Raw genomic sequence first — 25,925 nt, 5'->3', positions numbered from 1 at the left:
ATCCGGTCGTCGACCATTCGGCCCGGCTATCCCAACGATTGGGCACGTCCCGTTTATACGTGACACAGCTCTCGGATACGGTCCCCGGAAAACATGAACATCCCATCAGAACGGGGAGGTTCCGTGAGTTCCACTGAGCGGTCTGCGAGCGGTGGTGAGCCCAGCCAGGAGGACTGGGCCGCCATGCAGGCCAGCCCGGAGTTCGGCGACCTGCGTCGCCGGCTGCGGCGGTTCGTCTTCCCGATGACCGCGCTGTTCCTCGGCTGGTACCTGCTCTACGTGATCCTGGCGGACTACGCGCACGGCTTCATGAGCGTCAAGGTGATCGGCAACATCAACATCGGCCTGGTGCTCGGCCTGCTGCAGTTCGTCTCCACCTTCCTCATCACCACGCTGTACGTGCGGCACGCGAACAAGAACCTCGACCCGCTGGCCGAGGACCTGCGGCGCAGGGTCGAGAAGGAGGACGCGTGAACCTCGCACAGACCGTCGCGGGATCACCGTGGCTGAACATCAGCATCTTCGCCGCCTTCGTGGTGATCACGCTGGTGGTGGTGTTCCGGGCGAGCAAGAACACCAAGTCCGCCGCCGACTACTACGCGGCGGGGCGGGCCTTCACCGGGCCGCAGAACGGCATCGCCATCGCGGGTGACTACCTCTCCGCCGCGTCCTTCCTCGGCATCGCCGGGGCCATCGCGCTCAACGGCTACGACGGCTTCATGTACTCCATCGGCTTCCTGGTGGCGTGGCTGGTGGCGTTGCTGCTGGTCGCGGAGCTGCTGCGGAACACGGGCAAGTACACGATGGCCGACGTGCTCAGCTTCCGGATGCGCCAGCGCCCGGTGCGCACCGCCGCGGCGATCTCCACCCTCGCGGTGTCCTTCTTCTACCTGCTCGCGCAGATGGCGGGGGCGGGCGGCCTGATCGCCCTGCTGCTCGGCGTCACCGACAGCTGGGCGCAGGCGGGCGTGATCGCGGTCGTGGGCGTTCTGATGATCGTCTACGTGCTGATCGGCGGGATGAAGGGCACCACGTGGGTGCAGATCATCAAGGCGGTCCTGCTGATCACCGGCGCCGCCGTGATGACGCTGTGGGTGCTCGCGCAGTACGGGGTGAACCTGTCCTCGCTGCTCGGCGCGGCCGTGGAGAACAGCCCGAAGGTGGGCGAGAAGCTGCTCAACCCGGGTCTGCAGTACGGCAAGACCGGGCTCACCCAGCTCGACTTCCTCTCCCTCGGCCTCGCGCTGGTGCTCGGCACCGCGGGCCTTCCGCACATCCTGATGCGCTTCTACACCGTGCCCACGGCCAAGGAGGCCCGCCGCTCGGTGGTCTGGGCGATCTGGCTGATCGGCATCTTCTACCTGTTCACGCTGGTCCTCGGCTACGGCGCGGCGGCCATCGTCGGCCCCGACAAGATCAAGGCGGCTCCCGGAGCGGCGAACTCGGCCGCCCCGCTGCTCGCCTACGAACTGGGCGGGACGCTGCTGCTCGGCCTGATCGCCGCGGTCGCCTTCGCCACCATCCTCGCGGTCGTCGCGGGTCTGACGATCACGGCGGCGGCCTCCTTCGCGCACGACATCTACGCCAACGTGATCAAGAAGGGCGTCGTCGAGGACAAGGACGCGGAGGTCAGGGTCGCCCGCAGGACCGCGGTGGTCATCGGCATCCTGTCCATCCTCGGCGGCATCCTGGCCAACGGGCAGAACATCGCGTTCCTGGTCGCACTGGCCTTCGCCGTCGCGGCCTCGGCGAACCTGCCGACGATCCTGTACTCGCTGTTCTGGAAGCGGTTCAACACCGCGGGCGCGCTGTGGAGCATCTACGGCGGCCTGACCGTCACGGTGGTGCTGATCGTGTTCTCGCCGGTGGTCTCCGGCAAGCCCGTCGACCCGGTGACCGGCAAGAGCGCCTCGATGATCCAGGGCGTGGACTTCCACTGGTTCCCGCTGGACAACCCGGGCCTGGTCTCGATCCCGCTGTCCTTCCTGCTCGGCTACCTCGGCACGGTGCTGAGCAAGGAGAAGGCGAACGCGGCCAAGTACGCCGAGATGGAGGTGCGCGCGCTCACCGGCGCGGGCGCCGAGAAGGCCATCGACCACTGAGTTCGCCCCTCGTCGAGACGGCCCCGTCAGCACCAGCTGACGGGGCCGTCCCACGTGTGCAACCCCACGGGCCGCCACCGCGTATTACCCGGTGACGACACGGCGGAGGAGGAGCGGGTTGACGCGGCGCGACGACGAGTTCGCCGAGTTCTTCTCGGCGAGGTTCGACTTCGCCAGACGCATCGCGTACGCGCTGTGCGGCAACTGGAACGAGGCCGAGGAGCTGGCCCAGAACGCCTTCGTCAAGGTTTACGCGCACTGGCGCCGGGTTCGGTCCGAGACAGCCGACGCCTACCTGCGAACCGTGCTGACCAGGACCTTCCTCGACACCAAGCGGAGGGGCCGGGCACGGGAAGAGCCCACCGAGTCACCACCGGAGCGTCCGGTGGTCCAGGACACCGGCGCGATCGAGGACCGGCCCGCGCTGCTCGCCGCGTTGCAGAAGGTGCCGCCACGCCAACGTGCGGTCATCGTGCTCCGATTCATCCAGGATCTGTCCGTTGAGCAGGTTGCGGACGTGCTCGGCTGTACGACGGGCACCGTCAAGAGCCAGACATCACGAGGGCTGCAAGCCCTTCGCCAGGCGTACGGTCCCGGCGACGGAAACACACCTGCGTTGCACCCGGCGACGCGGGCGGGCTGCTGAGGAGGTGATCGACATGTGGGATGACGAACAGGACCTGCGTGCGGCGCTGCAGCGCGTCGTCGACGGCGCGGCGCCACCACCGGCAACCAGGGTGGAGGAGGTGATCCGCAGGGGACGCAGACGCGTGCTGATCACCAGGATCGGCACCGTCGCCAGCGCGATCGTCGCCGTGGTCGGGATCGGCGTCGGCGCCTCCGCGCTCGGCAACCTCGGTCTCGGCGCGGACGGGGAGCGGCTGCCGCCCGCCGGCCCGGTCGTCTCCACCCCGCCGGTGCCGCTGCCGGAGTCGCCCCGCCCCGGCTGGTCCGTGCACGAGCCGATCTACGTCTCGCCCGCGCCCACCCCGAGGTATCCGGAGGCGCGCGCTCCCGTCTGCCAGCAGATCAGCTTGCCGGTCGCGAGCGGGCGCGAGGTGCTCCCGGAGGAGAAGTACCTCCCGGTGCTGCTCAACGGGCTCGCCAAGCACTACCAGGGCGACACCGTGCAGGTGCTGAGCAAGACGTGGGTCAACGTGAACCGAGGCCTCGCGGAGGTCGCGGTCTACAGCAAGGACAAGCAGCTCCAGCGCACGTTCTCGCTGGCGGCGGGCCGCTACGGCGGACCGCTGGCGCAGGCCGCCGAGTACTACGCCTCGGCGGTCGCGGGCGGCTGCGCGCAGAAGATGCACTGGCTGAACCTGCCCGGCGGCGCCGTCGTCCAGGCCTCCACCGAAGGACTGCGCGTGTTCACGCCGTCCGGCCGCTGGTACCAGATCACCGGCTACGAGATGTCGCTGGCGTTCCGCACCACACTGCCGAAGGACGGGCGCAAAGCGGATCTGGTCGCGCTGCCGGAGAACGTCATCGTCGACCTGTTGAGCAACCTCGCGGCCCTGGGCTAGCTGGTTGCCGCAGGTTCACTGCGGCGATACGCGGTGGCATGGCAGCATCTGCGGTGTGAACCCCATGCAGGTGCCCACTGTGGACGTCACCGAGCTCGGCGCGGACGTGACGCTGCTCGACGTCCGCGAGCACGACGAGTGGAACGCGGGCCACGCCCCCGGCGCGCTGCACATCCCGCTGGGCGAGCTGGCCGAACGCCTCTCCGAGCTGCCCGAGGACGGCGAGCTGCACGTGGTCTGCCGGATGGGCGGCCGCTCCGCGCGGGCGGTGGCCTTCCTCAACCAGAACGGGTGGGACGCGATCAACGTCGCCGGTGGAATGCAGCGCTGGCAGGCGGTGGGCAAGCCGCTCGCCGCCGACTCCGGCGCCGAGCCCGAGGTGATCTGAGCACCATGCGTCCGGGTCGTCCGATGGCGGTGGACTGGGTCGCCAGTCCGCCCGTTCCCGTGCGCCCGTACCGGCAGCGCCGCCAGCAGCCGCCCCGCTACACCGGGCCGCCGTCCTACCCGGCTCCGCCGAGGTGGGGTCTGCCCGCGCTGCCGTGGCGCTGGCAGATGTCGGTCCCGGGAACCACCCCCCGGGTCAGCCCCGCCGAGCGGATGCGCGTGCTCTCCGGGACCGCGACCACGCTGCTGTGGGTCACCTCGTTCGCGTGCGGCCTCGCCGCCGTCGCCGAGCTGTGGCGCTACGTCATGCTGCTGATCAGCCGCTCCGCCGTGCTCTCCTACGGCTGGCTCAAGGCCTCCGACGCCCTGGTGATCACCGCGGGCGTGCTCGCCCCGGTCACCGCGCTCGTCGCCGGTACCGCCGCCGTGCTGTGGCTGCTGCGCGCGCGCCAGGCGGCTGCCGAGGCCACCGGCAGAGCGCCCGCGCGGCCCGACTGGCAGGTGCTCGTCGGCCTGCTGCCCGGCCCCAACCTCAGCATCCCCGGCTCCACGCTGACGGAGCTGGAGCACGCCGCCCTCGGCGAGCCCGCCGACCGCAGGCCCACTCCGTCCAGGCAGCTGCGCGTCTGGTGGATCACCTGGGTGGGGGGACTGGTGCTCGCCGCCGTCACGCTGCTCTGGAGCCTGCGCTCCGGCGTCCAGGCCCAGGCCGACGGCGTGGTGCTGCGCATCCTCACCGACTCCGCCGCCGTGGCCGTCGCCGTGCTCAGCGTCCGGGTGATCACCAGCATCACCGCGCTGCTCTCCCCGATGGAGAACGCCGCCGCGCACCGCATGCTCGTCGTCCGCGTCGACGGCGCGCCCACCCCCGAGCGCCGCCCCCGCTCCACCACCCACCGCCGCTGACCCTCGCGGCTACCCCCACCCCACGCGCGCCAACGCCGGGTTTGGTGCGTTGAACGCGCTGAACGGGTCGTTCAGGTACTTGAGCGCACCAAACGACCCGTTCAGCTCCCTCAACGCACTGAACGGGTCGTTCGGGGCGTTGGCGGTGGGCGGCTAGGCGGGGGTGGTGACGGGGAGGGCGCGGAGGCCCCGGATGACGAACTCGGAGCGGCGGAGGGGTTCTCCGGCCAGCTCCAGGTGGGGCAGGCGGGTGGTGAGGGCCTCCAGGGCGGCGACGATCTCGATGCGGGCGAGCGGGGCGCCGAGGCAGTAGTGGATGCCCATGCCGAAGCCCAGGTGCGGGTTGGGTGAGCGGGTGATGTCGAGGCGGTCGGGCTCGGCGAAGACGAGCGGGTCCCTGGCGGCGGCGCCGAGCAGCGCGGCGATCTTCTCGCCGGGGCGGAGCACGTGGCCGGCGATCTCGACCTCTTCGGTGGCGGTCCGCTCGAACAGCTGCAACGGCGAGTCGTAGCGGATGAGCTCCTCGGCGGCGGTCTCCAGCAGGCCGGGGTCGGCGACGAGGCGGTCCCACTGGTCGCGGTGGCGCATCAGCGCGAGCACGCCGTTGCCGACGACGTTCACGGTCGCCTCGTGCCCGGCCATCAGCAGCAGTACCGCCGTGGCGACGAGCTCGTCCTCGGTCAGCCGCGCGCCGTCGGAGTCGGTCACCGCCACGAGGTCGCTGACCAGGTCGTCGCCCGCGCGGCGGCGGCGCAGCGCGATGAGTTCGCGGAGGTAGGCGACGAACTCGGCGGCGGCGCGCTCGGCGATGTCGCGCTGGTCGTCGGGAAGGCCGTACTCGTACATCTTCACGATCGAGTTCGACCAGGGCTGGAGCAGTCCCCGGTCGGAGTCGGGCACCCCGAGCAGCTCGGCGATGACCTGGATCGGCAGCGGCGCGGCCACGTGCGCGAGCAGGTCACCGGCGCCGTCGGAGCTGATGCTGTCCGCGAGGTCGGCGACCAGGTTGTCGGCCAGGTTCCGGACCCACGGGCGCAGGCGCTCGACGTGCCCGCGACCGAACGCGGCGGAGATGAGCTTGCGCAGCCTGCCGTGCGTGGGCGGCTCGTTCTCCAGCAGCGAGTTGCGGTGCAGCAGGTTGAACGCGGTGAACCGGTCGGCGGGCAGCGCGTCCGCCCAGATCCGGCCGAGGGAGCGGTGCCGCAGCACCGAGGAGCAGGCCGAGTGCGAGACCGCGACGGCCATGCCGAGGCCGCCGTGCCAGTGCACCTCGCCGCGCGTGCGCAGCTCCGCGAACGCCGGGTACGGGTTCAGGATGAACCGTTCGTCCCTCGGATCGAAGGGCGGTTCATCCGATCCGGTCGACCAGTCGCGGGAGTATGCCTGGCTCATGATTACCGACGGTAAGTCGCCAAGGTTGCGATAGTCCAACGGTGCGGTACCTATGGGTGTGCGCCGTCACTCCGGTCGGCTCGCGGGTCGCCGCCGAGCGCCTCGCGCCCGCTCGGCGCACTGGCACCATCGACGGTGTGCACCCCGAGACCGAGGTCGTCGCCCACCGAGGAGCCTCCGCCCACCGCGCCGAGCACACGCGTGCCGCCTACGAGCTGGCCATCGCCGACGGCGCGGACGGGCTGGAGTGCGATGTCCGGCTGACCGGGGACGGCCACCTCGTGTGCGTCCACGACCGGCTGCTGGACCGCACCTCCGACGGCACCGGGCCGGTCAGCACGCACATGCTCGCCGAGCTGGCCGAGCTGGACTTCGCCAGCTGGTCGGGCGCGGAGCCGGAGATCGGCGTGCTGACCCTGGACGCGCTGCTGGCGATGGTCGCCGACCACGACCGGCCGGTGCGGTTGTTCATCGAGACCAAGCACCCCATCCGCTACGGCGGCAGGGTGGAGCGCGAGCTGGTGCGCCTGCTGGCCCGCTACGGCAAGGCGAGCCCGCTCAGCCTGGACGCCGCCGGTGCGGTCGTCATGTCCTTCTCCTCCGCCGCGATGCGCAGGGTGAAGCGCCTGGCGCCCGCGGTGCCGACGGTGCTGCTGACCGCGGGCCCGCCGAGGAAGCTGCCGCCGTGGGCGGACATCCTCGGGCCGGGCATCCGCAAGCTGCGCGCCGACCCGGGCTTCGTCGGGCGCGCCGCCGCGCGGGGCCGGCCGACCTACTGCTGGACGGTGAACGAGCCGGAGGACGTGCTGCTGTGCGCGGAGCTCGGCGTGCGGTACCTGGCAACGGATTCGCCCTCGGCGACCCGGTCGCTGCTGGCCCGGGAGGGGTCGACTACGGTCGCGAAACCGAAGTGAGTCGAGGTCGAGGAGGACCGGTGGCCAAGCGCGCAGCGGCCAAGCGCAAGGGTCGCGGAAGCGACGCCGTCGAGGGCGCGGTCAACGCCCGTCAGCCGTGCCCCTGTGGCTCCGGCAAGCGTTACAAGGCCTGTCACGGCTCGTCCTACGGACCCGCCGACGTGATCACCACCCGGCCGTTCGAGGGCCTTGCGGCCGAGTGCGAGCTGATCGCCCTGCGCGAGTTCGTGCCGTCGGCCACCGCGCCGCTGTCCCTCAAGGAGGCGGGCGAGCGCAAGGTCACGCTGGCCACCGTGCTGCCGATGGCGGCGGCCGCGCTGGTCCGCAGCGACGGCGAGGCGTTCGTCGGCATGCAGGTGCAGACGCGCTCCGGCGACATCAGCGCCGACCTGGGCCGCTCGATCCGCTGGGCGCTGACCGCCGAGCCTGGCGACGTGCTCACCGTGGCCGCCGACGCGCGCGAGGAGGCCAGGCTCCAGGACGTGCTGGCCGAGGGCGCGGGCCTGGACGTCAGCGTGCACGCCGACTTCGGCTGGTGGATCCCGGGCGAGGACGAGCCGACCGGCGAGGTCGCGCTGTCCCTCCAGCGGGCCAACGAGGCGATCATGCCGACCGAGCGGGTCGCCGGCGTCACCGCCGCCTACTGGGTGGACGCGGGCGACAAGGCGCACGTGCGCTGGGTCCGGCCGGAGCCGGAGGAGAAGCTGCTCGCCGCGATGGCCCGCCTGTCCGCCAAGGGCGAGCTGGACCTGGGCGAGAACACCCGCTACGCGGGCTGCTTCCGCGCGCACGGCCTGCTCGTTCCCGTCTGGGACATCGACAGGGAGATGCACGCCAAGGAGTGGGAGCAGCCGGTCGCCGAGCTGGGCAAGCGGCTGGACGCCGCGCTGGCCACGATCGACAGCGAGCCGCTGACCGACGCCGAGCGCCGCTCGAGGGACGGTCTGCGCGGCAGGCAGGTCACCCTGCGCTGACCTGGAACAGTGGACGCCGGGCGCTCTTCGGGGGAGCGCCCGGCATCTTTTTGGTATCCGGAGGCAACCTTCGCGGATCTCACCGCGTGTCCCCCCTGACGGCACACACGGCGGGATGGATGGAGGGTGGTGAGCGATGAGCCTCGACGAGGACCTGCGTCGGTTGTTCGACGACGAGCGCCTCGGCCTGCCGGTCCGCCCCGATGCGGAGCAGACCGTGCTGAAGGGGGCGAGACGGCGGCGCACCCGCAGGCGGACCCTCGCCGTCGGCGGTGCGGCCGTCGCGGTGGTCGCGGCGCTGAGCGGTGGGATCGCGTTGAGCGGCTTCGGCAGACCGGCCTCGGCGCCACCGGCGACCGAGCAGGCGGACCGACCCGACCCCGAGGCGACGGTGGCGCCCGCCGCGGACGACACCACGTTCGGCCCGGACGGCCTCGGCAGGCTGAAGCTGGGCATGACCGAGGCGGCGGCCGTGGCCACCGGCCTGATCAAGGCCAACTCCAAGCCGGAGTCCGACGGCGGCTGCCGTGGCTACAACTACGCGGGCGAGACCGTCCGGCACGGCTACTACTCCCTGTTGTTCTCCGCTAAGCACGGCCTGGTCCGGCTGGAGGCGACGCCGGGGGCGAAGACGCCGGAGGGCATCGGGATCGGCTCGAAGCTGGGCGATCTGAATCGGGTTTACACGGGCAACAAGGTGAAGCACGGTGCGGTGGGGGAGCGGGTGACCGATGTTCCCGGCAACCCGAACGCCAACTACTGGGTGATCGTCCGCAACGACGTCCTCACCGAAGTCCGGTTGGAGCTGAAGGATCAGGACTGCTACCGCTGACTCCTTCTGACTTCTGAGGACTCGTGGCAACCGCGCGGCGGTGTCGCGCGTGTAGTCGCTGTCAGCGGGGTGGAGCTTCATGGGGACGGGACGATGGACGAGGACTTCGGCGAGTTCGTGCGGGCGGCGCTGCCCGGCCTCTTGAGGTACGGGCACGCGCTGACGGGCAACCCGCACGACGCCGCCGACCTCGTGCAGACGGTGCTCGAGAAGGTGGGCTCGCGCTGGGCGGCACTGCTGCGCAAGGGGGCGGAGCCGATCGCGTACGTGCGCAGGTCGATGGCGAACGCGCACGTCAGCCGGTGGCGGAGAACGCGACGGGAGAACCTGGTCGCGGAGCTGCCGGACATCTCGATCCACCACGACCACGACCGGCTGGAGGACGAGCCGCTCTGGCAGGCGCTGCGGGCGCTGCCGCCGAAGCAGCGCGCGGTGATCGTGCTCAGGTACTACGACGGCCTGTCCGAGGCCGAGATCGCCGAATCGCTCGGGGTCACCAAGGGGACGGTGAAGAGCCAGACGAGCAAGGCGATGGCGTCGCTGCGGCTGAGACTGGGCAACCTCGTCGGGGACGGCGGCGATCGATGAGCCTCGACGACGAGCTGCGCCGGATGTTCCAGGACGAGCGGATCGACCTGGCACCGACGCCGGTCGCGGAGCGGGCCATCGTCGCCGGGGCACGCAGGCGCCGCCGCAACCGCCGAGGTCTCGCCGTGGGGGCCGGCGCCCTCGTCGCGGTGTTCGGCGTCGTCGGGGGGATGGCCGCGTCCGGCTTCGGGCACGTCGAGAAGACACCCGCGGCCCAGCCCAGCACGACAACCGCGAAGCAGCCGCTGCCGACGGTGCTGGGGCCCAACGGGTTGGGGCCGCTGCAGTTGGGCATGACGCGCAAGCAGGTCCACGACACCGGCCTGGTGTCGCAGGACGTGCTGGACCAGCAGCAGGCCGCCGAGCACCGCTGCACGACGCACGAACTGCTGGACTCCTCGGGCGCCAGCTTCGGGACGGTGGTCCTCTCGCGCAGCGCCGGGCTCGCCGAGGTCCTGCCGCGCAACGCGCCGCGCACACCGGAGGGGTTGCGCGCGGGGATGACGGTCGAGCAGGCGGGCAACCTCTACTCCGAGCTGCGCAAGGTCGTGCTGAGCGCCGGTTCCGGCAGCGCGCAGACGCCGGTGCCCGGCAACAGCAGGGCCGTCTTCACCGTGGACTTCAACAACTCCAAGGTCACGGCGATCAGCCTGCGCTTCAACGACAACGACGAGGACTGTTCGGGCTGAGCCGAACGCGCGACGGCCGGTCGGTCCACAGTGGACTGACCGGCCGTCGCCGTGCGTGCTCCGCGCTAGACGGCGCCACCCGCCGCCGGGGGAGCCGTCGGGTCGCCGCCGCCGTCGCCGACGCTCTCCCGCACGAGGAAGTCCTCGATGTGGAAGAGGTTGTCGCCCGCGCGGTCGACGATCGTGAGCAGCGTCGACATCGAGGAGACCTCCTCGACCTGCTCCTTGAGGAACCACTGGATGAACTGCTCGCCGAGGTAGTCGCCCTCGTCGCGGGCGGCCCTGGCCAGTGCGGTGATCTCCTCGGTGACCTTGCGCTCCTGGTTCAGCGCCAGCTCGACCGGCTCCCGCACGGTGGTGAAGTCGTTGCGGACCTCGTCGACGCCCGGGATCGCCACCTGCAGGCCGTTGTCCAGCAGGAACTGCACGATCATCATGGCGTGGTTGCGCTCCTCGAGCGCCTGTCGGTAGAAGTGCGCGGCCATCCTGGGCAGGTCCTGCGCGTCCAGCCAGACCGCGACGGCGATGTACTGCTGCGAGGCGGTGAACTCGTTGCGTACCTGCGCCCGGAGGAGTTCGTGGAACTTCGTGGTGGTGGTGGTGGTGGTGTTCGGGGCCATGAGAGCAGACGCTACCCCGCGATCCGGCTATACACCGCTGCTGAGCTGGTTCGATAGTGATAGCCGGAGCGCTTTCACATAACCGTCGGTAACCCGCACTTGTGCTCACTCCCCGTATAGGGAAGGGTTGCCGTTAACTCGATGAGGCGACCTTGACTCTCCGAGGTTTACCTAGATCCATTTCTGTGGCACCTTCTCTCCTGTCGGACAGAAGTTCCTTGGAGAACTTGGCCCGGCACCCCTCAACTCCTTAATCGAAGGGCGACTTCCTTGTTCGGGAACCAGACGCGACGAGTGGGCCAGGGCGGCGTTGTCCGCCGCGCGCTCACCCGCACCGCGCTGGTCCTCGGCGGAGTCGCTGCCAGCTGGCTGATCGCCTCCGGCACCGCGAGTGCCCAGGCCGAGCCCATGGCCGCCGCCTTCGAGCCGGTGATGCAGATCGTCGCCGCCGTGGAGGACGTCGCGACCCCCGTGGTCGAGCACGTCACCACCCCGGTCGTCGAGGTCGGCAAGGCCGTCGAGAGCACCGTGAGCGGCGTCGTCCGCCACGTCCTCGGCGCGGTCACCGGCCGCGAGCTGGACCGCCCGCAGCAGAGCGCGCCCCTGGTCTCCGGCCTCGCCGGACTGGTCGGGCTCGGCGCGCCGACGGCGGAGGGCTCCGCTCGCTCCTTCCCAGCTGTGGCAGGAGATTCCCTGCTCAGCGACGGTTCCTCCGACGACACGTCGGCGGACACCCCTCAGATCCCGGCGTCCGCGCTGTCCAAGCGCGCGCCGGCCGACGTCCAGCAGCCCGCTGCGACGTCCCCCGCGGCCAACGCCGCCTCGTCCGGACCGCGTCCTTCCGACCCGGTCCGGCTCCCCGGTTCGCCCATGCCGAAGCTCGCGATCATCGCGCCTTCGAGCAGCACTGCCTCCTCTGACGAGGACGCACGGGCGGACCAGCTGCCGAGCCACGCGGTGGGCTTCGACGCCCCCGGTGCGCGTGTGGTGAGCGAGCTGTCCATCAGCGCCGATGCGCTGGCGCGGATGGCTGGCGACGACCACCGGCAGCCCGGCACCACTCCTGACTGAAACCCCGCACGGCGAGCCGTCTGACGCTGTCTGCCAACAGCGCACCAGACCGCTCGCCGTGTCGCGTTGAAGAACCAAGAACCACTTCTCAGGTCCAGGCGACCAATTTCCGCACTGCCATGCGATGGCGCCTGTCTTCTTCCCGCAAGGGACTACGAAAGGAACAATAATGAACACCTGGGCGAAGCGTGGAATCCGGGCCGCGATTGTTACCGGTGGGATGTTCATGCTAGGTGCCGGGATTGCGCAGGCCCACGAGGCCGACAACCCCGATCGCCCCATCAACACGGTCGACGGCACGATCACCGTCAAGGTGAACATCGACGGCAACCAGATCGGCGCCCCGCTCGGTCTGACCAAGATCGACCTGCCCTCGATCAAGCGCGACATCTCGATCAACCCGACCGCGGTCGTCGAGGGCATCATCGGCCGTGACGGTGCCAAGCTGCTGCGCGGCAACACCGTCCAGCCCGAGCTGGTCGTCCCGATCAACGTGACCGGCAACGCGATCGCCGTCCTGGGCGGCAAGGCCGAGGCCCACAGCAGCTCCGTGACCTCCGCGAGCAGCGGTGGCGGCGTGGAGACCGACGGCTCCGAGCACCCGGTCGCAGGCAACGTCGTCGCCCCGCAGATCGCCCTGCCGGTCGACATCTCCGGCAACGCGATCGCCGCGATCGCCGGCCGCGCCGAGACCCACAGCTCCTCCGAGGTCAACGCCGCCACCGGTGGCCCGATCTCCACCTCGGGCGAGGAGTCCCCGCTCGCGGGCAACGTCGTCTCCCCGCAGCTGGCCGTTCCGGTGCAGGTGACCGGCAACGCGATCGCCGCGATCCTGTCCGGCGCGGAGAGCAACTCCGAGTCCAAGGTCGGCGCCTCCTCGGGTGGCGACATCACCACCACCGGTGAGGACGGCGCGCTCGCCGGCAACATCGTCGCCCCCACCGCGGCGCTGCCCATCGAGGTCAACGGCAACGCGCTCGGCGCGGTGCTGAGCCTGCCCGACTCGAACTCCACCACCGAGCTGTGCGCCGAGGCCGGTGGCGACCGCACCACCACCGGTGAGGACGCCATCCTCGCGGGCAACCTGATCGCTCCGTTCGTCGCCGGCCCCGTCGTGGCCTCCGGCAACGGCGGCGGCGTGCTCGTCAACGCCGACGCGGACAACAGCTCCTCCACCGACGTCTCCGCCACCGGTGTCACCCGCACCAACGGTGAGGAGGGCGTCCTCAACGGCAACCTGGTCTCCCCGGCCGGCGCGCTGCCCGTCGAGCTCGTCGGCAACGCCGTCGGCGCCGTGTCCAACGTGGACGCCGCTGACGAGCAGGTCATCTCCTCGGTCGCCGGTGGCGACCGCTTCTCCAACGGTGACAACGGCCTCGTGTCCGGCACCGTGGCCGCTCCGAACGTGACCGGCCCGGCCGGCGCGCTCGGCAACGTCGCGGGCGTGCTGCTCAACGGCGACGCGCAGCAGAACAACACGGTCGACGTGCACGCGGGTGGCTACACCGGCAGCTCCGGCAACGACGCCGTCATCGGTGGCAACGTGCTGCAGCCGTCGGTCGCCGCGCTGACGCCGCAGGTCTTCGGCAACACCGGAGGCGTGCTCACCAACGGCGAGACCCACGTCACCAACGACCGCACCAGCACCAGCGGTGGCAACACCAACGCCGACGACGACGCCGGTGTTGTCAGCGGCAACGCCGTCGCCCCGACCCTCGCGGGTCCGGTCGACATCTTCGGTGCGGCCGTCGGTGCCGCTTCGCACCTCGACACCACCGTCGAGAACTCGGCTGACGTGAAGGCCGGCGGCGAGGTCAAGGCGTACGGCAAGGACGGCCTGCTGGCCGGCACCGTCGTGCACCCGGCGATCGCCCGTCCGACCCAGGTCTTCGGTGTCGCGGGTGGCGTTCTCACCCACGCCGACGCCCTGACCTCCAACGAGGTCTCCTCCGTCTCCGGCGGCAACACCGTCACCGGTGGCGAGGAAGGCGTTCTGACCGGCAACACCGTCGTGCCTTCGCTCTCCGGCGCGACCCAGGTGTTCGGCATCGCCCCCGGTGTCGTCAGCAACGCGGGCACCACCGCCAGCAACCTGACCGACACCCAGGCCGGTGGCGACCACACCACCGCCGGCACCGACGGCGCCCTCGCAGGCAACATCGTCGACCCGTCGCTGGCCCCGCCGGTGCAGCTGTTCGGCAACGCCGTTGGCGTCGCGTCGAAGCTGGACGCCGAGGCCGCGAACGCGATCACCTCGATGTCCGGTGGCACCAACAGCACCGACGGCAGCAACGCGGCCGTCTCCGGCAACGTGGCGTGGGTGCCGCTGGCCGGTGCGGTCCAGGCGTTCGGCAACGCGGTTGGTGTCGCCACCAACAACTCCGCCGCCGCCACCAACGACACGCTGTCCGAGACCGGTTCCGCCACCGCCACCGACGGCACCGGCGGCGCGGTCGCGGGCAACGTGATCAACCCGGCGCTGGGCCCCGTGGTCCAGGTCTTCGGCGACGCCGTCGCCGTCGCCGCGGTCAACGACGCCCTCGGCTCGAACGTGACCGCGGTCAACGCGGGTGGCGACATCGCCACCGCCGGTGACGAGGGTGCCCTCGCGGGCAACGTCGTCCGCCCGGCCGTCGGCCCGCTGGCCCAGGTCTTCGGCAACGCGGTCGGCCTGCCCGGCGGCAACGCCACCGGTGTTGCCGACAGCACGCTGGAGTCGGTCGTCGGTGGCTCCGCCACCACGAGCGGCCACGGCCTGTCCGGTGTCGACGCGAGCGTGCCGGTCGGCGCGGGCGTCCAGGTCTTCGACATCCCGGTGCGGGTGCTGGGCCAGGCGCTGGCCAGCGGCGACCACGCCACCTCGGTGATCGTCGGCGAGGAGCCCGCCCAGGCGCTGGTCCCCGTCACCGACCCGAAGCTGCTGGGTGCCGTTGAGCTGCCCAAGCTGCCCTTCGGCGGCCAGTCGCGCGCCGCGACCAACGCCCTCCCGCTGCCGGTGGAGCTGGTGCAGCTGCCGAAGCTGCCCGCGCTGCCCAAGCTGCCCGAGGTCGGCGGCGTCGCCGGTCAGGCCCCCGCGCTCGGCATGATCGACATGCTGCGCATGTTCAAGGGCTGAGGCTGACCAACTGAATGAGGACGCCCGCCCCACCGTGGGTGCAACCAGGGGCGGGCGCCCTTGACCCGGTCATTCCTCCATGACGGGCACTTGCACAACCGAGCGGCCCCGGAACGTCATCGACGTTCCGGGGCCGTTTTGCGTTGTGCCGCAGCTACTTCAAGGGCTCGCGAAGCATCGGGCAGGACATGCAGCGCGGTCCGCCACGGCCGGAACCCAGCTCCGAGCCGGAGATCCGCAGCACCTCCACGCCCGCGTGCTCCAGGCGCTCGTTGGTCTCGACGTTGCGCTCGTAGGCGACGACAACGCCCGGCGCGACGGCCAGCGTGTTGTTGCCGTCGTCCCACTGCTCGCGCTCGGCGGTCACCGGGTCGAGGCCGGTGTCGATCACCCGCAGCCGCTCGATGCCCATCGCCTCGGCCGCCGCCTCCAGGAACGGCTCCGGCCCGGTCACCTTCACGCCGTCGGAGCCGTCGGGGCGGATCGAGTACGCCGACAACGTGTCCCGCACCGCCGGGTACATCACCACCGCGTCGCGGTCGACCATCGTGCACACCGTGTCCAGGTGCATGGTCGCCCGCTCCTGCGCGATCGGCACCGCCAGCACCGTGTGCACCAGGCCGTCGGCGAACACCGAGCGCGCGAAGGACTCCGCACCGGCGGGCGTCGTGCGCTCGCCGACGCCGATCGCCAGCACACCGGGGGAGAGCAGCAGCACGTCGCCGCCCTCCAGCGGAGCGGAGTGCGCGCCGTACGCGCGGCCGCTGTGGCTGAACCTCGGGTGGTAGGCGTAGATCAGGTCGGTCAGCGCGGTCTCCCGCCGCCGCGCGGGCAGCGCCAGCGAGGTGATCGCCACCCGGTCGCCGACCCACACCGACGAGTCCCGCGTGAACAACAGGTTCGGCAGCGGGTCGACCGCGAAGTCGTTGGGGTGGTGCATCCGCCGGACCAGTGAGGAGCCCTCCGCCGAGGGCAGTTCCTCGAAGGTCATCCCGGACATCAGCACCGAGGCGAGGGTGCGCGCGTCGACCCCGGAGAGGTGCGAGCGCAGCGCGTCGGCCAGGTCCAGGCCGAGGCGCCGCTCGTCGACGGCGGAGTGCACGCCCGCAGCGCGGGCCCGGCCGTCGGCGAGTGCCTCGCCGAGCAGGTCGGCCAGCAGCAGCACCTCCACGCCCCGGCCCGCGAGGGTCTCGGCGAAGGCGTCGTGCTCGGCCTGGGCCCGGTCCACCCACGGGATGCCGTCGAAGAGCAGCTGGTCGTTGTTGCGCGGGGTGAGGCGCTTGAGCTCGTCACCCGGCCGGTGCAGCAGGACGGTCCGCAGCGGACCGACCTCGCTGTCGACGCCGAGCGCCGTCGCGCTGGAAGGAGCTGTCACGAGGCGGAGACTAACCAACGACCGCCGCGACGGCCGCGAAGTGCAACATTCATCCGTTCGGGTAGCCTCCGAACGGCGTGGGCAGGGCCGCCCGCGCAACGTTGCGGAGGGGTCTGCACAGATGCGTCGGTTCCGTGCGCTTTCGGTCGCGCTGACGATGTTGGCGCTCACGGGGTGCGGTGTGTTCGGCTCCTCGGGCCCGGCGGAGGACCCGCCACCGCCCAACGGCCCCAAGCTGACCATCGGCATCAAGTTCGACCAGCCCGGCGTCGGCCTGCGCACGGCCTCCGGTGCCTTCGAGGGCCTGGACGTCGAGGTCGCCCGCTACATCGCGCGCGAGCTGGGCGTGCACCCCGGCAACATCACCTTCGTGGAGGCCCGCTCCGGCGACCGCGAGGCCATGCTGGAGCAGGGCAAGGTCGACATGATCGCGGCCAGCTACTCCATCACCGACGCCCGCAAGCAGAAGGTCGACTTCGCAGGGCCGTACTTCGTCGCCGGGCAGTCGTTGCTGGTGCGCAAGGCCAACAGCGACATCACCGGGCCGGAGTCGCTGGACTACAGCGACTGGAAGCTGTGCTCGGTGACCGGCTCCACCCCGGCCCAGCGGGTCAAGGACTCCTACGCGCGCAGCGTCACGCTGGAGCAGTTCTCCTCCTACAGCGAGTGCCTCAGCGCGCTGGAGCGCGGCGACCTCGACGCTCTGACCACCGACGACGTCATCCTCGCCGGGTACGCCGCCCAGCAGCCGGACAGGTTCAAGCTGGTGGGCAAGCCCTTCTCCACCGAGCGCTACGGAGTGGGCGTGCGCAAGGGCGACGAGCGGCTGAGCAAGATCACTGCGGCTTTGCGGAAGATGATCTCCGATGGCAGCTGGAATCGGATCGTCTCCGGCAGCGTCGGCAAATCCGGGTACAAGATTCCTGAACCACCGCAGGTCGTCGAGAACCCCTGAGGCGTGGCGCCCTGCATTTCCGCCCGCGCCTTTGTCCACCCACGTCAGACGTACTCCTGGTCAACCCTGGGTTTGACTCCTCTTGCGACCAGAGCGTGAAACCGTCCCACCTCCGGGTGAACATCGGACTTTCGCGGCTACTCTTCGGCACATGAGCGGCAGAGGCGTTCTCCAGCGCGACGTCGTGGTGGTGACCGGAGCCGGTCGCGGCCTCGGCAGAGCCATCGCGCTGGAATGCGCGCGGGAGGGCGCCTCGGTCGTCGTGGCCGACATGGCGCCGGAGGCCGCGTCCTCGGTCGCAGAGGAGATCGCCGACGAGGGCGGCCACGCGGTGCCGGTCTACGGCGACGTCACCGACTCCCGCGTCGCGGAGCGGCTCGTGCGGGTGGCCACCGAGACCTTCGGCGGGCTCCACGCACTGGTCAACAACGCCGACGACCTGCGGACCGGCAACGGTCCCCGCGCCGCGGACACCGAGTGGGACGAGGTGGTTCGCGGCTACGTCAACGGCGGCTGCGAGCCGTCGCGGGCGGTGTGCCGGTACTGGAGGGACTCCCGAACACCGGGCCGGATGGTGCACACCACGCCCGCGCTGGGCTTCGGCGGCCGTGACGGCTACCTGGGCTACGGCGCCGCGAAACTCGCGTTGAGTTCCCTCTCGGCGATCGTGTCCATGGAAATGGCACCTTTCGGCGTCACCAGTAATGTCGTCGCTCCGGTACGCAGAACCCGAAACTTTGCCGCGTTGTCCCGTTCCGGTGAGAGCCGGGGCGTGCCGGGAGTTGCCGGTGGTGACTTCGAACTTTTTACCCTCGACAACTGCGCCGCTCTGGTGGCATTCTTGGTGTCGCAAGCCTCCGCTTACATCAGCGGGAAGGTGTTCGGCATCCAGGAAAGCAATGTTGAGATCTACCAGTCCTGCGTGGCCGCTGCGGAAATCACGGCAGGCTCCCTGAGGTGGAGCGCTGACGAACTCGTCGGTCGAATTGACGAACTGTTTTTTGCGACAGGTATTCAACCGGGACATGAATATCGGCCGGAAAGAATGCGTTACTACGACGTGGTTGGACTTCCCTCGCCAAGTGGTCTGGCTCCGCCCAGTCAGATCACTCACGGCCGATCGGGCTAGCTGCCTGCCCATCGGCTTCCGGCGGGCGGAGCGGACACTCCTTGCCCCCCACCCAAGAGACCGCTCCGCCCGCCGTATAGACGTAGACGGCTAGGGCAGCCAGGGCACGACGCCCTTCAGCAGCGCGTAGCCCACGAAAGCCACGGTGTCGATGAGCGCGTGCGCCACCACCAGGGCCCACAGCCGCTGCGAGCGCTGCCAGAACCGGCCGTAGACCAGGCCCATCACGATGTTGCCGACGAACCCGCCGAAGCCCTGGTAGAGGTGGTAGGAGCCGCGCAGCACCGAGGACAGCAGCAGTGAGCGGTTCTCGCTCCAGCCGAGCTGGCGCAGCCGGGTGATGAGGTAGCCGACGACCAGCACCTCCTCGGCCCACGAGTTCGCGATCGCCGACAGGATCAGCACCGGGGCGCGCCACCACACGTCGTTGAGCGTGCTCGGCATGACCGTGAGGTTCAGCCCGATCGCCCGCACCACCAGGTAGAACACCAGCCCCGGCACGCCGATCAACGCCGCGAGGCCGATGCCTGACGCGAAGTCGCGGCCACGACGCGTGCGATCGAGGCCGATGCTGCTCAGTCGAACACCGGCGCGGTAGAGCAGGTACACCCCGAGCGCGCCCCACGCGAGCAGCTGCGTCACGCCGAGCAGCTGGTAGAGCAGGTCGATCAGGCCCAGCTCCGAGCGCGAGGTGTTGAGCGCGACCGACTGCTGGCTCAGCGGAACCGGCTGCATCAGCGAGTTCAGCAGCGACAGCAGGCTGCGCGCGCCGGAGAGCCCGAAGGTGATCGAGAAGACCAGCAGGACCTCGAGGACGACGGCTCGCCGCCGCGCCGGATCGGTGATCGTCTCGATGCCGTCCGGCCGCGCCGGTGCCAGCCAGGAACGCACGCGGTTGGTCACCAGCGCACGCTACTGCCGTTCCGGTGGACCTACTGCCGTTCCGGTGGACTCAATGACCGTAGGTCTGGGCGAGGAAGGGGCAGCCGACGAGGCGGCGGAGCTCGGCGGCCAGCTGGCGCGCGTCGTGCACGGGCTGGGAGAAGGCCAGCCGCACGTCGTGGTCGCCGGTGATCGACTCCACCCGCAGCCGCAGCCCGTAGCGGTCCAGGCCGAGCGGGCGCACGTGACCGCTGCGCAGCTCGTCCGGGATGTGCTTGGCGAGCTGGCCGACCACGTCGCCGTGCGCGGACTCCAGGTGCCGCAGCCATCCGGTCTCCATCAGGCAGAACGGGTCCGGCCGGGCGTCGGTGAACTCGGTGGGCTCCACCGACGCGGTCCCCTCCGCGTCGGCGAGCACCAGCGAGGCCGGGACCAGGCGCAGCATCACCGCGCCGTGCCCGACGTCGAGCAGCCGGTGGTCGGGTCGCTGCTCGGCGACCGCGAGCGCCTCGGCCCGCGACTCCGCCGGGTCGAGCGCCTGCAACCAGCCGGTCAGCCACAGCAGTCCCCTGACCGGTTCCCGCAACCGGACCGGGGCCGAATCGGTGATCTCCAGCATCGCGGTCAGCTCGCCCCTGGGCGCCTGCCACGCGAGCCCGACCAGCTCGTGGTGCGCGGGCATCAGCAACGCCGTGGTGCCGTCCGCGTGCACGTGGTGCAGCAGCGGTTCGACGCGCACCGGATCGGAGTGCTGGGTCGGCATCAGCACCGCGGGTCCACCCCGCGTCGCCATGCTCCTGGCCCGCTCCGCCGCGTTCGGCGTGGGCGCCTTCGTGGTCTCGACGTTCACCGCTCACCTCCTACTTAGGTGAGCCTAACCTGTGTTCGGGATAGGGGGAAGGGCCCCGTTCAGTGCTGCTGATTCAGGGGCTCACTTCCGGCCCTCCAGCGGTCACCATGGGGGGCGTGCACCCCAGCCAAGCTGCAGCGCAGTCCGTTCCGGCTCCACCGACCGACCGTCCAGCGGCTGAGACGCCGCACCTGAGGATGGCGATCCGGCTGATGAAGCGCCAGCTGCTGAGCTGGTGGCTCGTCCTCGCCGTGCTCGTCGGCGGGGCCACCGCGGCCAGCCTCGCCGACGTGTCCGGCTTCGTGCAGGCAATCGTGTGGATCTCGGTCAGCCTGTTCGTGGCGATGGCCATCGACCTGCTGCTCATGCTCGACGGCTGGACCCGCGCCACCGATCGGCTGCTGCCTGAGGGAACCTGGCGCCCGGCGACGGCGGAGCTGGAGCAGGCGGGCCGCGGCACGCTGATGATGACCGTGACCGAGAAGGACGGGGACACCTTCCGGCTGCGCACGCTCGGCATGCCGGGCCTCATCCGCGAGGTGCTCGCCCGCACCAGGAACGTGTGGGTGGTCGGCCCGGACAAGAACGGCTGGGCGGTGCTGGTCGCCCCCGGACTGCACTCGCCGCTCGGCGGGAAGCTGGAGAAGGGCAAGGCGCGCCCGGCCAACCCGGTGCTGCCGGAGGCCCCGATCACCGGGCCGGACGCCCCCGCCGCCGAGGATTTCGTCGTTGCGGGCCAAGCGAAACTCAAGGCGGGTGCGACCGGGCGCGGGCTGGCCGCCGCCGGTGCCGTCGTCGGGCTCGGGCTGGTGGCGCTGGCCGTTGCCTGGCTGCTCGGCGGGCTGCTGGTCGGTGCGGCGCTGCTGGCGCTGTGCGTGATCGCCGCGGTGCCGTTGGTGCTCGCCGCGCGTCCGCTGGCCGTGTGGAAGCCGTTGCCCGAGCTGCTCACGGCAGGCACGTGGACCCGGATGCCCGCCACCATCGACGAGCCCTGGCAGCCCAACGCGCGCGGCTCCGCCGACGGCAGCGCGAAGGTGCGCCTGCCGTCCGGGCAGACCGTCACGGTGGCGCTGCCCATGGTCAGCTGCGACGTCGTCGAGTACACGCGGGCCACCGGCACGATGTGGTTCGCCGGGACACCCAGGCCAGGATCGGACAGCGCGATCGGAGTTCCTGGATATCCGCTGGTCGATCTCGCCCGGCTGTGAGCTGAGCGGGTTACCTTCCTCCCGTGCCACCTCCACCGGTCACCGGAACCGCGTCCGAACTGCGCTACCTCGACGTCACGGTGCGCGCGAGCCAGCGGCAGCTCCGAACCATCTGGCTGAGCGCCGCTGCCATGTGGTCGCTCGGCGCGTTCGTCTTCACCGTCGGAGCCAGGAAATCGGCCGGCATGCCGATCCTCGTGCTCGCGGCGCTGACCACGGCCTTCGCGGTCGCCCAGTACATGGCGGTCGGTCGGTGGCTGCGTGCGGCGACGCGGATGTTCGCCGCTGAGTCCTGGCGTCCCGTCGCGGTGCGCGCGGTGCGAGGCCGGTTCCTGGAGCTGGAGTCGGATCGCGTGCTCCACGTTCGGCTCGCGGCCGCCATGGACCCGCTCCTGCAAGCCGTCGGGCGCGCGGAGCAGCTGTGGATCGTCGGGCCGGACGAGTGCGGGTGGGTCGCTCTGCACCTCGCCGACGTGCGAACGCCGTTGCCGGGGCGCGTGGTCCCGGAGCGCCCGGACGTGCCGGTCACGGCGATCTCCGCCTACGACCCGCAGGCGCCCGCGTCGGCGGACGTCGTCACCTCGGGCGCGGCGCGGTTGCTGATGCGGTACTCCCGCCAGCTCTACGCCCCGGCGAAGATCGTGTTGGCGATCGGGCTCGGTGTGCTGATCTCGGGTCTGTGGACCGGAAATCTCGTGCCCGCGGCGGTCAGCACGATCACGGTGCCGATCGCGGCAGTGCTGTTCGTCCGCGCGCGGAAACGACTCGGCGGCTGGGCGAAGCTCGACCAGTTGCTGGACGCGGGTCCGTGGCAGCGCGTGCAGGCCGAGCTCGACGAGCCGTGGCAGCCGAACGCGCGCGGCTTCGCCGACGGCACCGCGACGCTGACCCTGCCGGACGGCGAGCGGACTCCCGTGCGCCTGCCGCTGCTGGGCTTCGACGTCGCCGAGTACGTCCGCAACACGGGCACGGTGTGGATCGCGGGCGAGCCCGGGGCGACCTTCGCTGTCGGCGCCCCGGGCAGCCCGGTCATCGCTGTGGCGGATCAGGTCCAGTCGGGACCGCGCCGCGCCCAGGTCCAGGCGTAGCGCGGGTCCTCGCTGACCTGAGCGGCCTCGCCGAGGTTGAGCGGGCGGAACGTGTCGACCATGACCGCGGTCTCGTCGAAGCGCTCAGCGCCGAGCGAAGCCTCAGCGGCTCCCGGCTGCGGTCCGTGCGCGCAGCCCGACGGGTGCAGCGACAGCGAGCCCAGGCCGATGCCCGAACCCTTGCGCGCCTCGTAGTTGCCGCCCACGTAGAACATCAGCTCGTCGGAGTCGACGTTGGCGTGGTTGTACGGCACCGGCACCGCGAGCGGGTGGTAGTCGACCTTGCGCGGGCAGAACGAGCACACGACGAAGTTCGGGCCCTCGAAGGTCTGGTGCACGGGCGGCGGCTGGTGCAGGCGACCGGTGATCGGCTCGAAGTCCGCGATGTTGAAGACCCACGGGTAGAGGCAACCGTCCCAGCCCACCACGTCGAACGGGTGGTTGGCGTAGGTCATCCGCGTCAGGCCCGCGCGGTGCCGGACGAGCACGGGCACATCTTCGCCGTCGACCAGCAGGGGAGCGGTCGGCACGCGGATGTCGCGCTCGCAGTAGGGCGAGTGCTCCAGGAACTGGCCCTTCTTGGACAGGTAGCGCTTGGGCGGCCCGATGTGCCCGGTCGCCTCCAGAACGAACAGCCGCAGCTCCTCATCGCCCTCCGGCACGATCCGGTAGGTGCACGAGGTGGGGATCACCACGTAGTCGCCGACGCCGACGGTCAGCGCGCCGTAGATCGTCTCCAGGGTGCCCGCGCCGGTCTGCACGTAGAGCAGCTCGTCGCCGAAAGCGTTGCGGTACAGCGGGCTCGTCTCGTTCGCCGCGACGAAGCAGATCGCCACGTCGGCATTGCCGAAGAGCAGCCGCCGCCCGGTCACCGCGTCGACGCGGTCGGGCTCGTCCCACTTCAGGTCCTGCGTGCGGAAGTGCCTCGGCTTCAACGGGAGGTTCGCGACGGTGCCGCCCCTGGTGTCCTCGACCGTCTCGGCGTTGACGATCGCCGTCGGCAGGAACCGGTGGTAGAGCAGGGCGGAGTCGGAGGAGAAACCCTCGACGCCCATCAGCTCCTCGGCGTAGAGACCGCCGTCCGGTTTGCGGAACTGGGTGTGGCGCTTTCGGGGTAGTTCCCCCACCGTGCGGTAGTACGGCATCGCGGTTTCGGCCCCTCTCCCAGGTGTCCGAATAGCGGACATTTTTGTTCGTTGAGGTAGACGCCACTAGCGTGTCAGGCGTGTCAAGCGTCGAGGAGCTCCGCGCGCCCGGTCCGCGCGGCACACCGCCCCTGCTAGCCCGACTGGTTGACGACGCGGCGCTGTTCCCACCGGGCGAGGCCCCGATGGCGGACGCGGTGCGTCACCACCTGGACTCCCGCTCGGAGAACTGGGCCGGAATGATCGGGTTGTTCCTCTGCCCGGCGTCCCGGTTGCCCGAGCTGATCACCGAGCTGATCAAGGCCAAGCCGGCCAAGCCGGTCGGCCTGTCCCTGGTGATCGACACGGGCCTCGGCGGTGTACCCAAGGCCGTTTCCATCGTCGAATCGCGCAGCGAGCTGTTGGCGCTGCGCATGGTCGAGATGCCCGCCCCCTCCGACGTCGACGACGTCTGGCTGGAGCGCGTCTCCGAGTTCGTTCCCGAAGACGTCATCCGCGTCGTCGAACCCCGGCGGCCCGGTACCACCAACGGCACCATCAGCCACGAGGAGTGGCTGGCCAGCGTGCGCCGGGTCGCCGACCACGGCAGCTGGCCCAAGCTCCGCTGCGGCGGCATGACCTCCGACGCCTTCCCGGGCGTCAACGAGGTCGCCGACTTCCTCGCCGTCAGCAGCAGCGCGGGGGTGCCCTTCAAGGCGACCGCCGGGCTGCACAACGCACTCCGGCACGTCGACGAGAACACCGGCTTCCAGCACCACGGCTTCCTCAACCTGCTCGTCGCCACCGCGCGCACGCTCTCCGGTGGAGACGCTCGGGCGGCTCTGGCCAGCGAGGACCCCGAGGCGCTCGCCGAGGAGGCTGGCAGCCTCAACGAGGCCGCCGCGCACGCCGTCCGCGGCGTGTTCGCCTCCTACGGCTCCTGCTCGCTGACCGAGCCCGTCGAGGACCTGAAGGGACTGGGGCTGCTGTGAGTTGGATCGAAGATCCGGCGTTCGGCCCCGACCACCCCTTCGGGCCGCAGACGCTGCCCTACGGCGTCTTGGAGGGTCAGGGCGTCGCGGTGCGGGTGGGCGACCACGCGCTGCCGCTGCGCCCCATCGCGGCCTCCTTCAGCGAGCGGCTGGAGGAGCTGGTCTCGGCCGACTCCCTGGACGCCGTCCTCGCTGCGGGAAGGCCGGTGTGGAGCGAGCTGCGCGCGCGGCTGACCGAACTGGTCACCGCGGGCTCGGCGCCGCGGTGCGCCAAGCTGCTGCCGCTGAGTGAGGTCACCAACCGGCTGCCGTTCACGGTGGCCGACTACGTCGACTTCTACTCCTCGCGGCACCACGCGGAGAACGTCGGCCGGATGTTCCGGCCCGACGGTGACCCGCTGCTGCCCAACTGGACGCACCTGCCCGTCGGCTACCACGGCCGCGCCGGGACCGTCGTGGTCTCCGGAACGGACGTGGTCCGCCCCAACGGCCAACGCAAGGGTCCCAACGACCCCGCGCCGGTCTACGGGCCCAGCACCCGGCTCGACATCGAGGCCGAGGTCGGCTTCGTCTGCGGCGGTCCCGCCACCTCGCGGGTCTCGGTGAACAAGGCGCCGGAGCACATCTTCGGCGTCGCGCTGGTCAACGACTGGTCCGCCCGCGACCTCCAGGCGTGGGAGTACGTGCCGCTCGGGCCGTTCCTGGCCAAGTCCTTCCTGACCTCGGTCGGGGCGTGGATCACCCCGCTGGACGCGCTGTCCCAGGCACGGGTGACCCCGCCGCCGCTGGGCAACGAGCTCCAGGACTACCTGGTGGAGGACCGGCCGCTCGGTCTGGACCTCCAGCTGGAAGTGCGGTGGAACGGCACGCTGGTCAGCCGTCCGCCGTTCGCGACGATGGCGTGGACCTGCGCGCAGCAGCTGGCGCACATGACCGTCAACGGCGCCACCGTCCGCCCCGGCGACCTGTTCGCCTCCGGCACCGTCTCGGGACCGGAGAAGCAGGAGCGCGGCAGCTTCCTGGAGCTGTCGTGGGGCGGGAAGGAGCCCGTCCTGCTCGACGACGGGACCGAACGCGCCTTCCTTGAGGACGGGGACACCGTGGTGATCACCGCCACCGCACCGGGACCCGACGGCTCCGTCGTCGGTTTCGCCGAGGTGAGCGGCACCGTGCACGCGGCTCCGGTGGACTGAGCGGTGACATCAG

General features: G+C 70.8%; 25 protein-coding genes. 19 read left to right on the top strand and 6 right to left on the bottom strand.

Annotated elements, in window-relative coordinates; genetic code table 11:
- The first annotated feature begins 123 nt into the window (after window positions 1-123).
- From ABD798_RS07870 to ABD798_RS07845, 6 genes are all read left to right on the top strand, one after another.
- Window positions 124-474, top strand: a complete 351-nt coding sequence (locus ABD798_RS07870) for a DUF485 domain-containing protein (protein WP_425549175.1) — start codon at window positions 124-126, stop codon at window positions 472-474.
- Entirely contained in the window at window positions 471-2,102 is a 1,632-nt protein-coding gene (locus ABD798_RS07865; protein ID WP_344872153.1) for a solute symporter family protein, read from the top strand. The genes ABD798_RS07870 and ABD798_RS07865 overlap by 4 nt, the downstream gene beginning before the upstream one ends.
- A 118-nt stretch (window positions 2,103-2,220) precedes the next feature.
- A complete protein-coding gene (locus ABD798_RS07860) occupies window positions 2,221-2,748 on the top strand; it encodes a SigE family RNA polymerase sigma factor (RefSeq protein WP_086818572.1) in 528 nt (175 codons plus the stop codon).
- Between the two features lie 13 nt (window positions 2,749-2,761).
- A complete protein-coding gene (locus tag ABD798_RS07855) occupies window positions 2,762-3,628 on the top strand; it encodes a hypothetical protein (protein ID WP_344872149.1) in 867 nt (288 codons plus the stop codon).
- Window positions 3,629-3,692: 64 nt separating this feature from the next.
- A complete protein-coding gene (locus ABD798_RS07850) occupies window positions 3,693-4,016 on the top strand; it encodes a rhodanese-like domain-containing protein (RefSeq protein WP_344872926.1) in 324 nt (107 codons plus the stop codon).
- Window positions 4,017-4,021: 5 nt separating this feature from the next.
- Window positions 4,022-4,921, top strand: a complete 900-nt coding sequence (locus tag ABD798_RS07845) for a DUF4328 domain-containing protein (RefSeq protein WP_344872147.1) — start codon at window positions 4,022-4,024, stop codon at window positions 4,919-4,921.
- Window positions 4,922-5,074: 153 nt separating this feature from the next.
- On the opposite strand, the gene ABD798_RS07840 is transcribed toward ABD798_RS07845, so the two are convergent.
- Window positions 5,075-6,313 (bottom strand): cytochrome P450, encoded by a 1,239-nt coding sequence (locus tag ABD798_RS07840; protein ID WP_344872145.1) that lies wholly within the window; start codon window positions 6,311-6,313, stop codon window positions 5,075-5,077.
- A 41-nt stretch (window positions 6,314-6,354) separates the two neighbouring features.
- On the opposite strand from ABD798_RS07840, the gene ABD798_RS07835 reads away from it, so the two are divergent.
- From ABD798_RS07835 to ABD798_RS07815, 5 genes are all read left to right on the top strand, one after another.
- Window positions 6,355-7,227, top strand: a complete 873-nt coding sequence (locus tag ABD798_RS07835) for a glycerophosphodiester phosphodiesterase family protein (protein ID WP_344872143.1) — start codon at window positions 6,355-6,357, stop codon at window positions 7,225-7,227.
- 20 nt (window positions 7,228-7,247) lie between these two features.
- Window positions 7,248-8,201 carry a DUF5926 family protein gene (locus ABD798_RS07830; protein WP_344872141.1) on the top strand — a complete coding sequence of 318 codons (954 nt, stop codon included), beginning with the start codon at window positions 7,248-7,250 and terminating at the stop codon, window positions 8,199-8,201.
- A 136-nt stretch (window positions 8,202-8,337) separates the two neighbouring features.
- The gene (locus tag ABD798_RS07825; RefSeq protein WP_344872139.1) at window positions 8,338-9,033 is read left to right on the top strand and encodes a hypothetical protein; all 696 of its coding nucleotides are present in this window, start codon (window positions 8,338-8,340) and stop codon (window positions 9,031-9,033) included.
- 93 nt (window positions 9,034-9,126) lie between these two features.
- Complete coding sequence (locus tag ABD798_RS07820) at window positions 9,127-9,621, top strand: SigE family RNA polymerase sigma factor (protein ID WP_344872137.1); 495 nt, start codon at window positions 9,127-9,129, stop codon at window positions 9,619-9,621.
- Window positions 9,618-10,310: a hypothetical protein gene (locus ABD798_RS07815; protein ID WP_344872135.1), complete on the top strand. Its 693-nt coding sequence runs from the start codon at window positions 9,618-9,620 to the stop codon at window positions 10,308-10,310. Before ABD798_RS07820 ends, ABD798_RS07815 begins: the two co-directional genes overlap by 4 nt.
- A 65-nt stretch (window positions 10,311-10,375) precedes the next feature.
- Here the strand turns inward: ABD798_RS07815 and ABD798_RS07810 are convergent, their stop codons facing one another.
- Complete coding sequence (locus tag ABD798_RS07810) at window positions 10,376-10,930, bottom strand: ferritin (RefSeq protein ID WP_344872133.1); 555 nt, start codon at window positions 10,928-10,930, stop codon at window positions 10,376-10,378.
- Window positions 10,931-11,200: 270 nt separating this feature from the next.
- Between ABD798_RS07810 and ABD798_RS07805 the strand changes: the two genes are divergently transcribed.
- Window positions 11,201-12,001, top strand: coding sequence for a hypothetical protein (locus tag ABD798_RS07805; RefSeq protein WP_344872131.1), 801 nt, complete (start codon window positions 11,201-11,203; stop codon window positions 11,999-12,001).
- A 226-nt stretch (window positions 12,002-12,227) separates the two neighbouring features.
- A complete protein-coding gene (locus ABD798_RS07800; protein ID WP_344872129.1) occupies window positions 12,228-15,116 on the top strand; it encodes a beta strand repeat-containing protein in 2,889 nt (962 codons plus the stop codon).
- Between the two features lie 154 nt (window positions 15,117-15,270).
- Here ABD798_RS07800 and arcA read toward each other — a convergent pair whose 3' ends face one another.
- A complete protein-coding gene (gene arcA, locus ABD798_RS07795; RefSeq protein WP_344872126.1) occupies window positions 15,271-16,491 on the bottom strand; it encodes an arginine deiminase in 1,221 nt (406 codons plus the stop codon).
- Window positions 16,492-16,612: 121 nt separating this feature from the next.
- Between arcA and ABD798_RS07790 the strand changes: the two genes are divergently transcribed.
- The gene (locus ABD798_RS07790) at window positions 16,613-17,446 is read left to right on the top strand and encodes a glutamate ABC transporter substrate-binding protein (RefSeq protein WP_344872125.1); all 834 of its coding nucleotides are present in this window, start codon (window positions 16,613-16,615) and stop codon (window positions 17,444-17,446) included.
- A 151-nt stretch (window positions 17,447-17,597) separates the two neighbouring features.
- The gene (locus ABD798_RS07785; RefSeq protein WP_344872123.1) at window positions 17,598-18,575 is read left to right on the top strand and encodes an SDR family NAD(P)-dependent oxidoreductase; all 978 of its coding nucleotides are present in this window, start codon (window positions 17,598-17,600) and stop codon (window positions 18,573-18,575) included.
- A 90-nt stretch (window positions 18,576-18,665) separates the two neighbouring features.
- On the opposite strand, the gene ABD798_RS07780 is transcribed toward ABD798_RS07785, so the two are convergent.
- Complete coding sequence (locus tag ABD798_RS07780; RefSeq protein WP_344872122.1) at window positions 18,666-19,478, bottom strand: CPBP family intramembrane glutamic endopeptidase; 813 nt, start codon at window positions 19,476-19,478, stop codon at window positions 18,666-18,668.
- A 49-nt stretch (window positions 19,479-19,527) separates the two neighbouring features.
- Window positions 19,528-20,250 (bottom strand): DUF2470 domain-containing protein, encoded by a 723-nt coding sequence (locus tag ABD798_RS07775; RefSeq protein ID WP_425549191.1) that lies wholly within the window; start codon window positions 20,248-20,250, stop codon window positions 19,528-19,530.
- 269 nt (window positions 20,251-20,519) lie between these two features.
- Here ABD798_RS07775 and ABD798_RS07770 point away from each other — a divergent pair, with 269 nt between their 5' ends.
- A complete protein-coding gene (locus ABD798_RS07770; protein WP_344872118.1) occupies window positions 20,520-21,515 on the top strand; it encodes a hypothetical protein in 996 nt (331 codons plus the stop codon).
- A 23-nt stretch (window positions 21,516-21,538) separates the two neighbouring features.
- On the top strand, window positions 21,539-22,603 hold the full coding sequence (locus ABD798_RS07765) for a hypothetical protein (RefSeq protein WP_344872116.1): 1,065 nt from the start codon (window positions 21,539-21,541) through the stop codon (window positions 22,601-22,603).
- Here the strand turns inward: ABD798_RS07765 and ABD798_RS07760 are convergent.
- Window positions 22,561-23,748, bottom strand: a complete 1,188-nt coding sequence (locus tag ABD798_RS07760) for a homogentisate 1,2-dioxygenase (RefSeq protein WP_344872114.1) — start codon at window positions 23,746-23,748, stop codon at window positions 22,561-22,563. The two genes, ABD798_RS07765 and ABD798_RS07760, sit on opposite strands and share 43 nt — an antisense overlap.
- 80 nt (window positions 23,749-23,828) lie before the next feature.
- On the opposite strand from ABD798_RS07760, the gene ABD798_RS07755 reads away from it, so the two are divergent.
- A complete protein-coding gene (locus tag ABD798_RS07755) occupies window positions 23,829-24,719 on the top strand; it encodes a hypothetical protein (protein ID WP_344872112.1) in 891 nt (296 codons plus the stop codon).
- Complete coding sequence (gene fahA / locus ABD798_RS07750; protein ID WP_344872110.1) at window positions 24,716-25,912, top strand: fumarylacetoacetase; 1,197 nt, start codon at window positions 24,716-24,718, stop codon at window positions 25,910-25,912. Before ABD798_RS07755 ends, fahA begins: the two co-directional genes overlap by 4 nt.
- Window positions 25,913-25,925 lie beyond the last annotated feature (13 nt).

The sequence above is a fragment of the Allokutzneria multivorans genome, from assembly GCF_039537405.1.
Lineage (GTDB): Bacteria > Actinomycetota > Actinomycetes > Mycobacteriales > Pseudonocardiaceae > Allokutzneria > Allokutzneria multivorans.
This window is presented reverse-complemented; position numbering and strand designations above follow the sequence as displayed.

What these genes read in the sequence shown, in the direction of transcription:
- ABD798_RS07855 (WP_344872149.1), top strand. Translation starts at nt 2,762, where the DNA reads ATGTGGGATGACGAACAGGACCTGCGTGCGGCGCTGCAGCGCGTCGTC.
- ABD798_RS07850 (WP_344872926.1), top strand. Translation starts at nt 3,693, where the DNA reads ATGCAGGTGCCCACTGTGGACGTCACCGAGCTCGGCGCGGACGTGACG.
- ABD798_RS07845 (WP_344872147.1), top strand. Translation starts at nt 4,022, where the DNA reads ATGCGTCCGGGTCGTCCGATGGCGGTGGACTGGGTCGCCAGTCCGCCC.
- ABD798_RS07840 (WP_344872145.1), bottom strand. Translation starts at nt 6,313, where the DNA reads ATGAGCCAGGCATACTCCCGCGACTGGTCGACCGGATCGGATGAACCG.
- ABD798_RS07825 (WP_344872139.1), top strand. Translation starts at nt 8,338, where the DNA reads ATGAGCCTCGACGAGGACCTGCGTCGGTTGTTCGACGACGAGCGCCTC.
- ABD798_RS07820 (WP_344872137.1), top strand. Translation starts at nt 9,127, where the DNA reads ATGGACGAGGACTTCGGCGAGTTCGTGCGGGCGGCGCTGCCCGGCCTC.
- ABD798_RS07815 (WP_344872135.1), top strand. Translation starts at nt 9,618, where the DNA reads ATGAGCCTCGACGACGAGCTGCGCCGGATGTTCCAGGACGAGCGGATC.
- ABD798_RS07810 (WP_344872133.1), bottom strand. Translation starts at nt 10,930, where the DNA reads ATGGCCCCGAACACCACCACCACCACCACCACGAAGTTCCACGAACTC.
- ABD798_RS07800 (WP_344872129.1), top strand. Translation starts at nt 12,228, where the DNA reads ATGCTAGGTGCCGGGATTGCGCAGGCCCACGAGGCCGACAACCCCGAT.
- ABD798_RS07790 (WP_344872125.1), top strand. Translation starts at nt 16,613, where the DNA reads ATGCGTCGGTTCCGTGCGCTTTCGGTCGCGCTGACGATGTTGGCGCTC.
- ABD798_RS07785 (WP_344872123.1), top strand. Translation starts at nt 17,598, where the DNA reads ATGAGCGGCAGAGGCGTTCTCCAGCGCGACGTCGTGGTGGTGACCGGA.
- ABD798_RS07775 (WP_425549191.1), bottom strand. Translation starts at nt 20,250, where the DNA reads ATGGCGACGCGGGGTGGACCCGCGGTGCTGATGCCGACCCAGCACTCC.
- ABD798_RS07770 (WP_344872118.1), top strand. Translation starts at nt 20,520, where the DNA reads ATGAAGCGCCAGCTGCTGAGCTGGTGGCTCGTCCTCGCCGTGCTCGTC.
- ABD798_RS07760 (WP_344872114.1), bottom strand. Translation starts at nt 23,748, where the DNA reads ATGCCGTACTACCGCACGGTGGGGGAACTACCCCGAAAGCGCCACACC.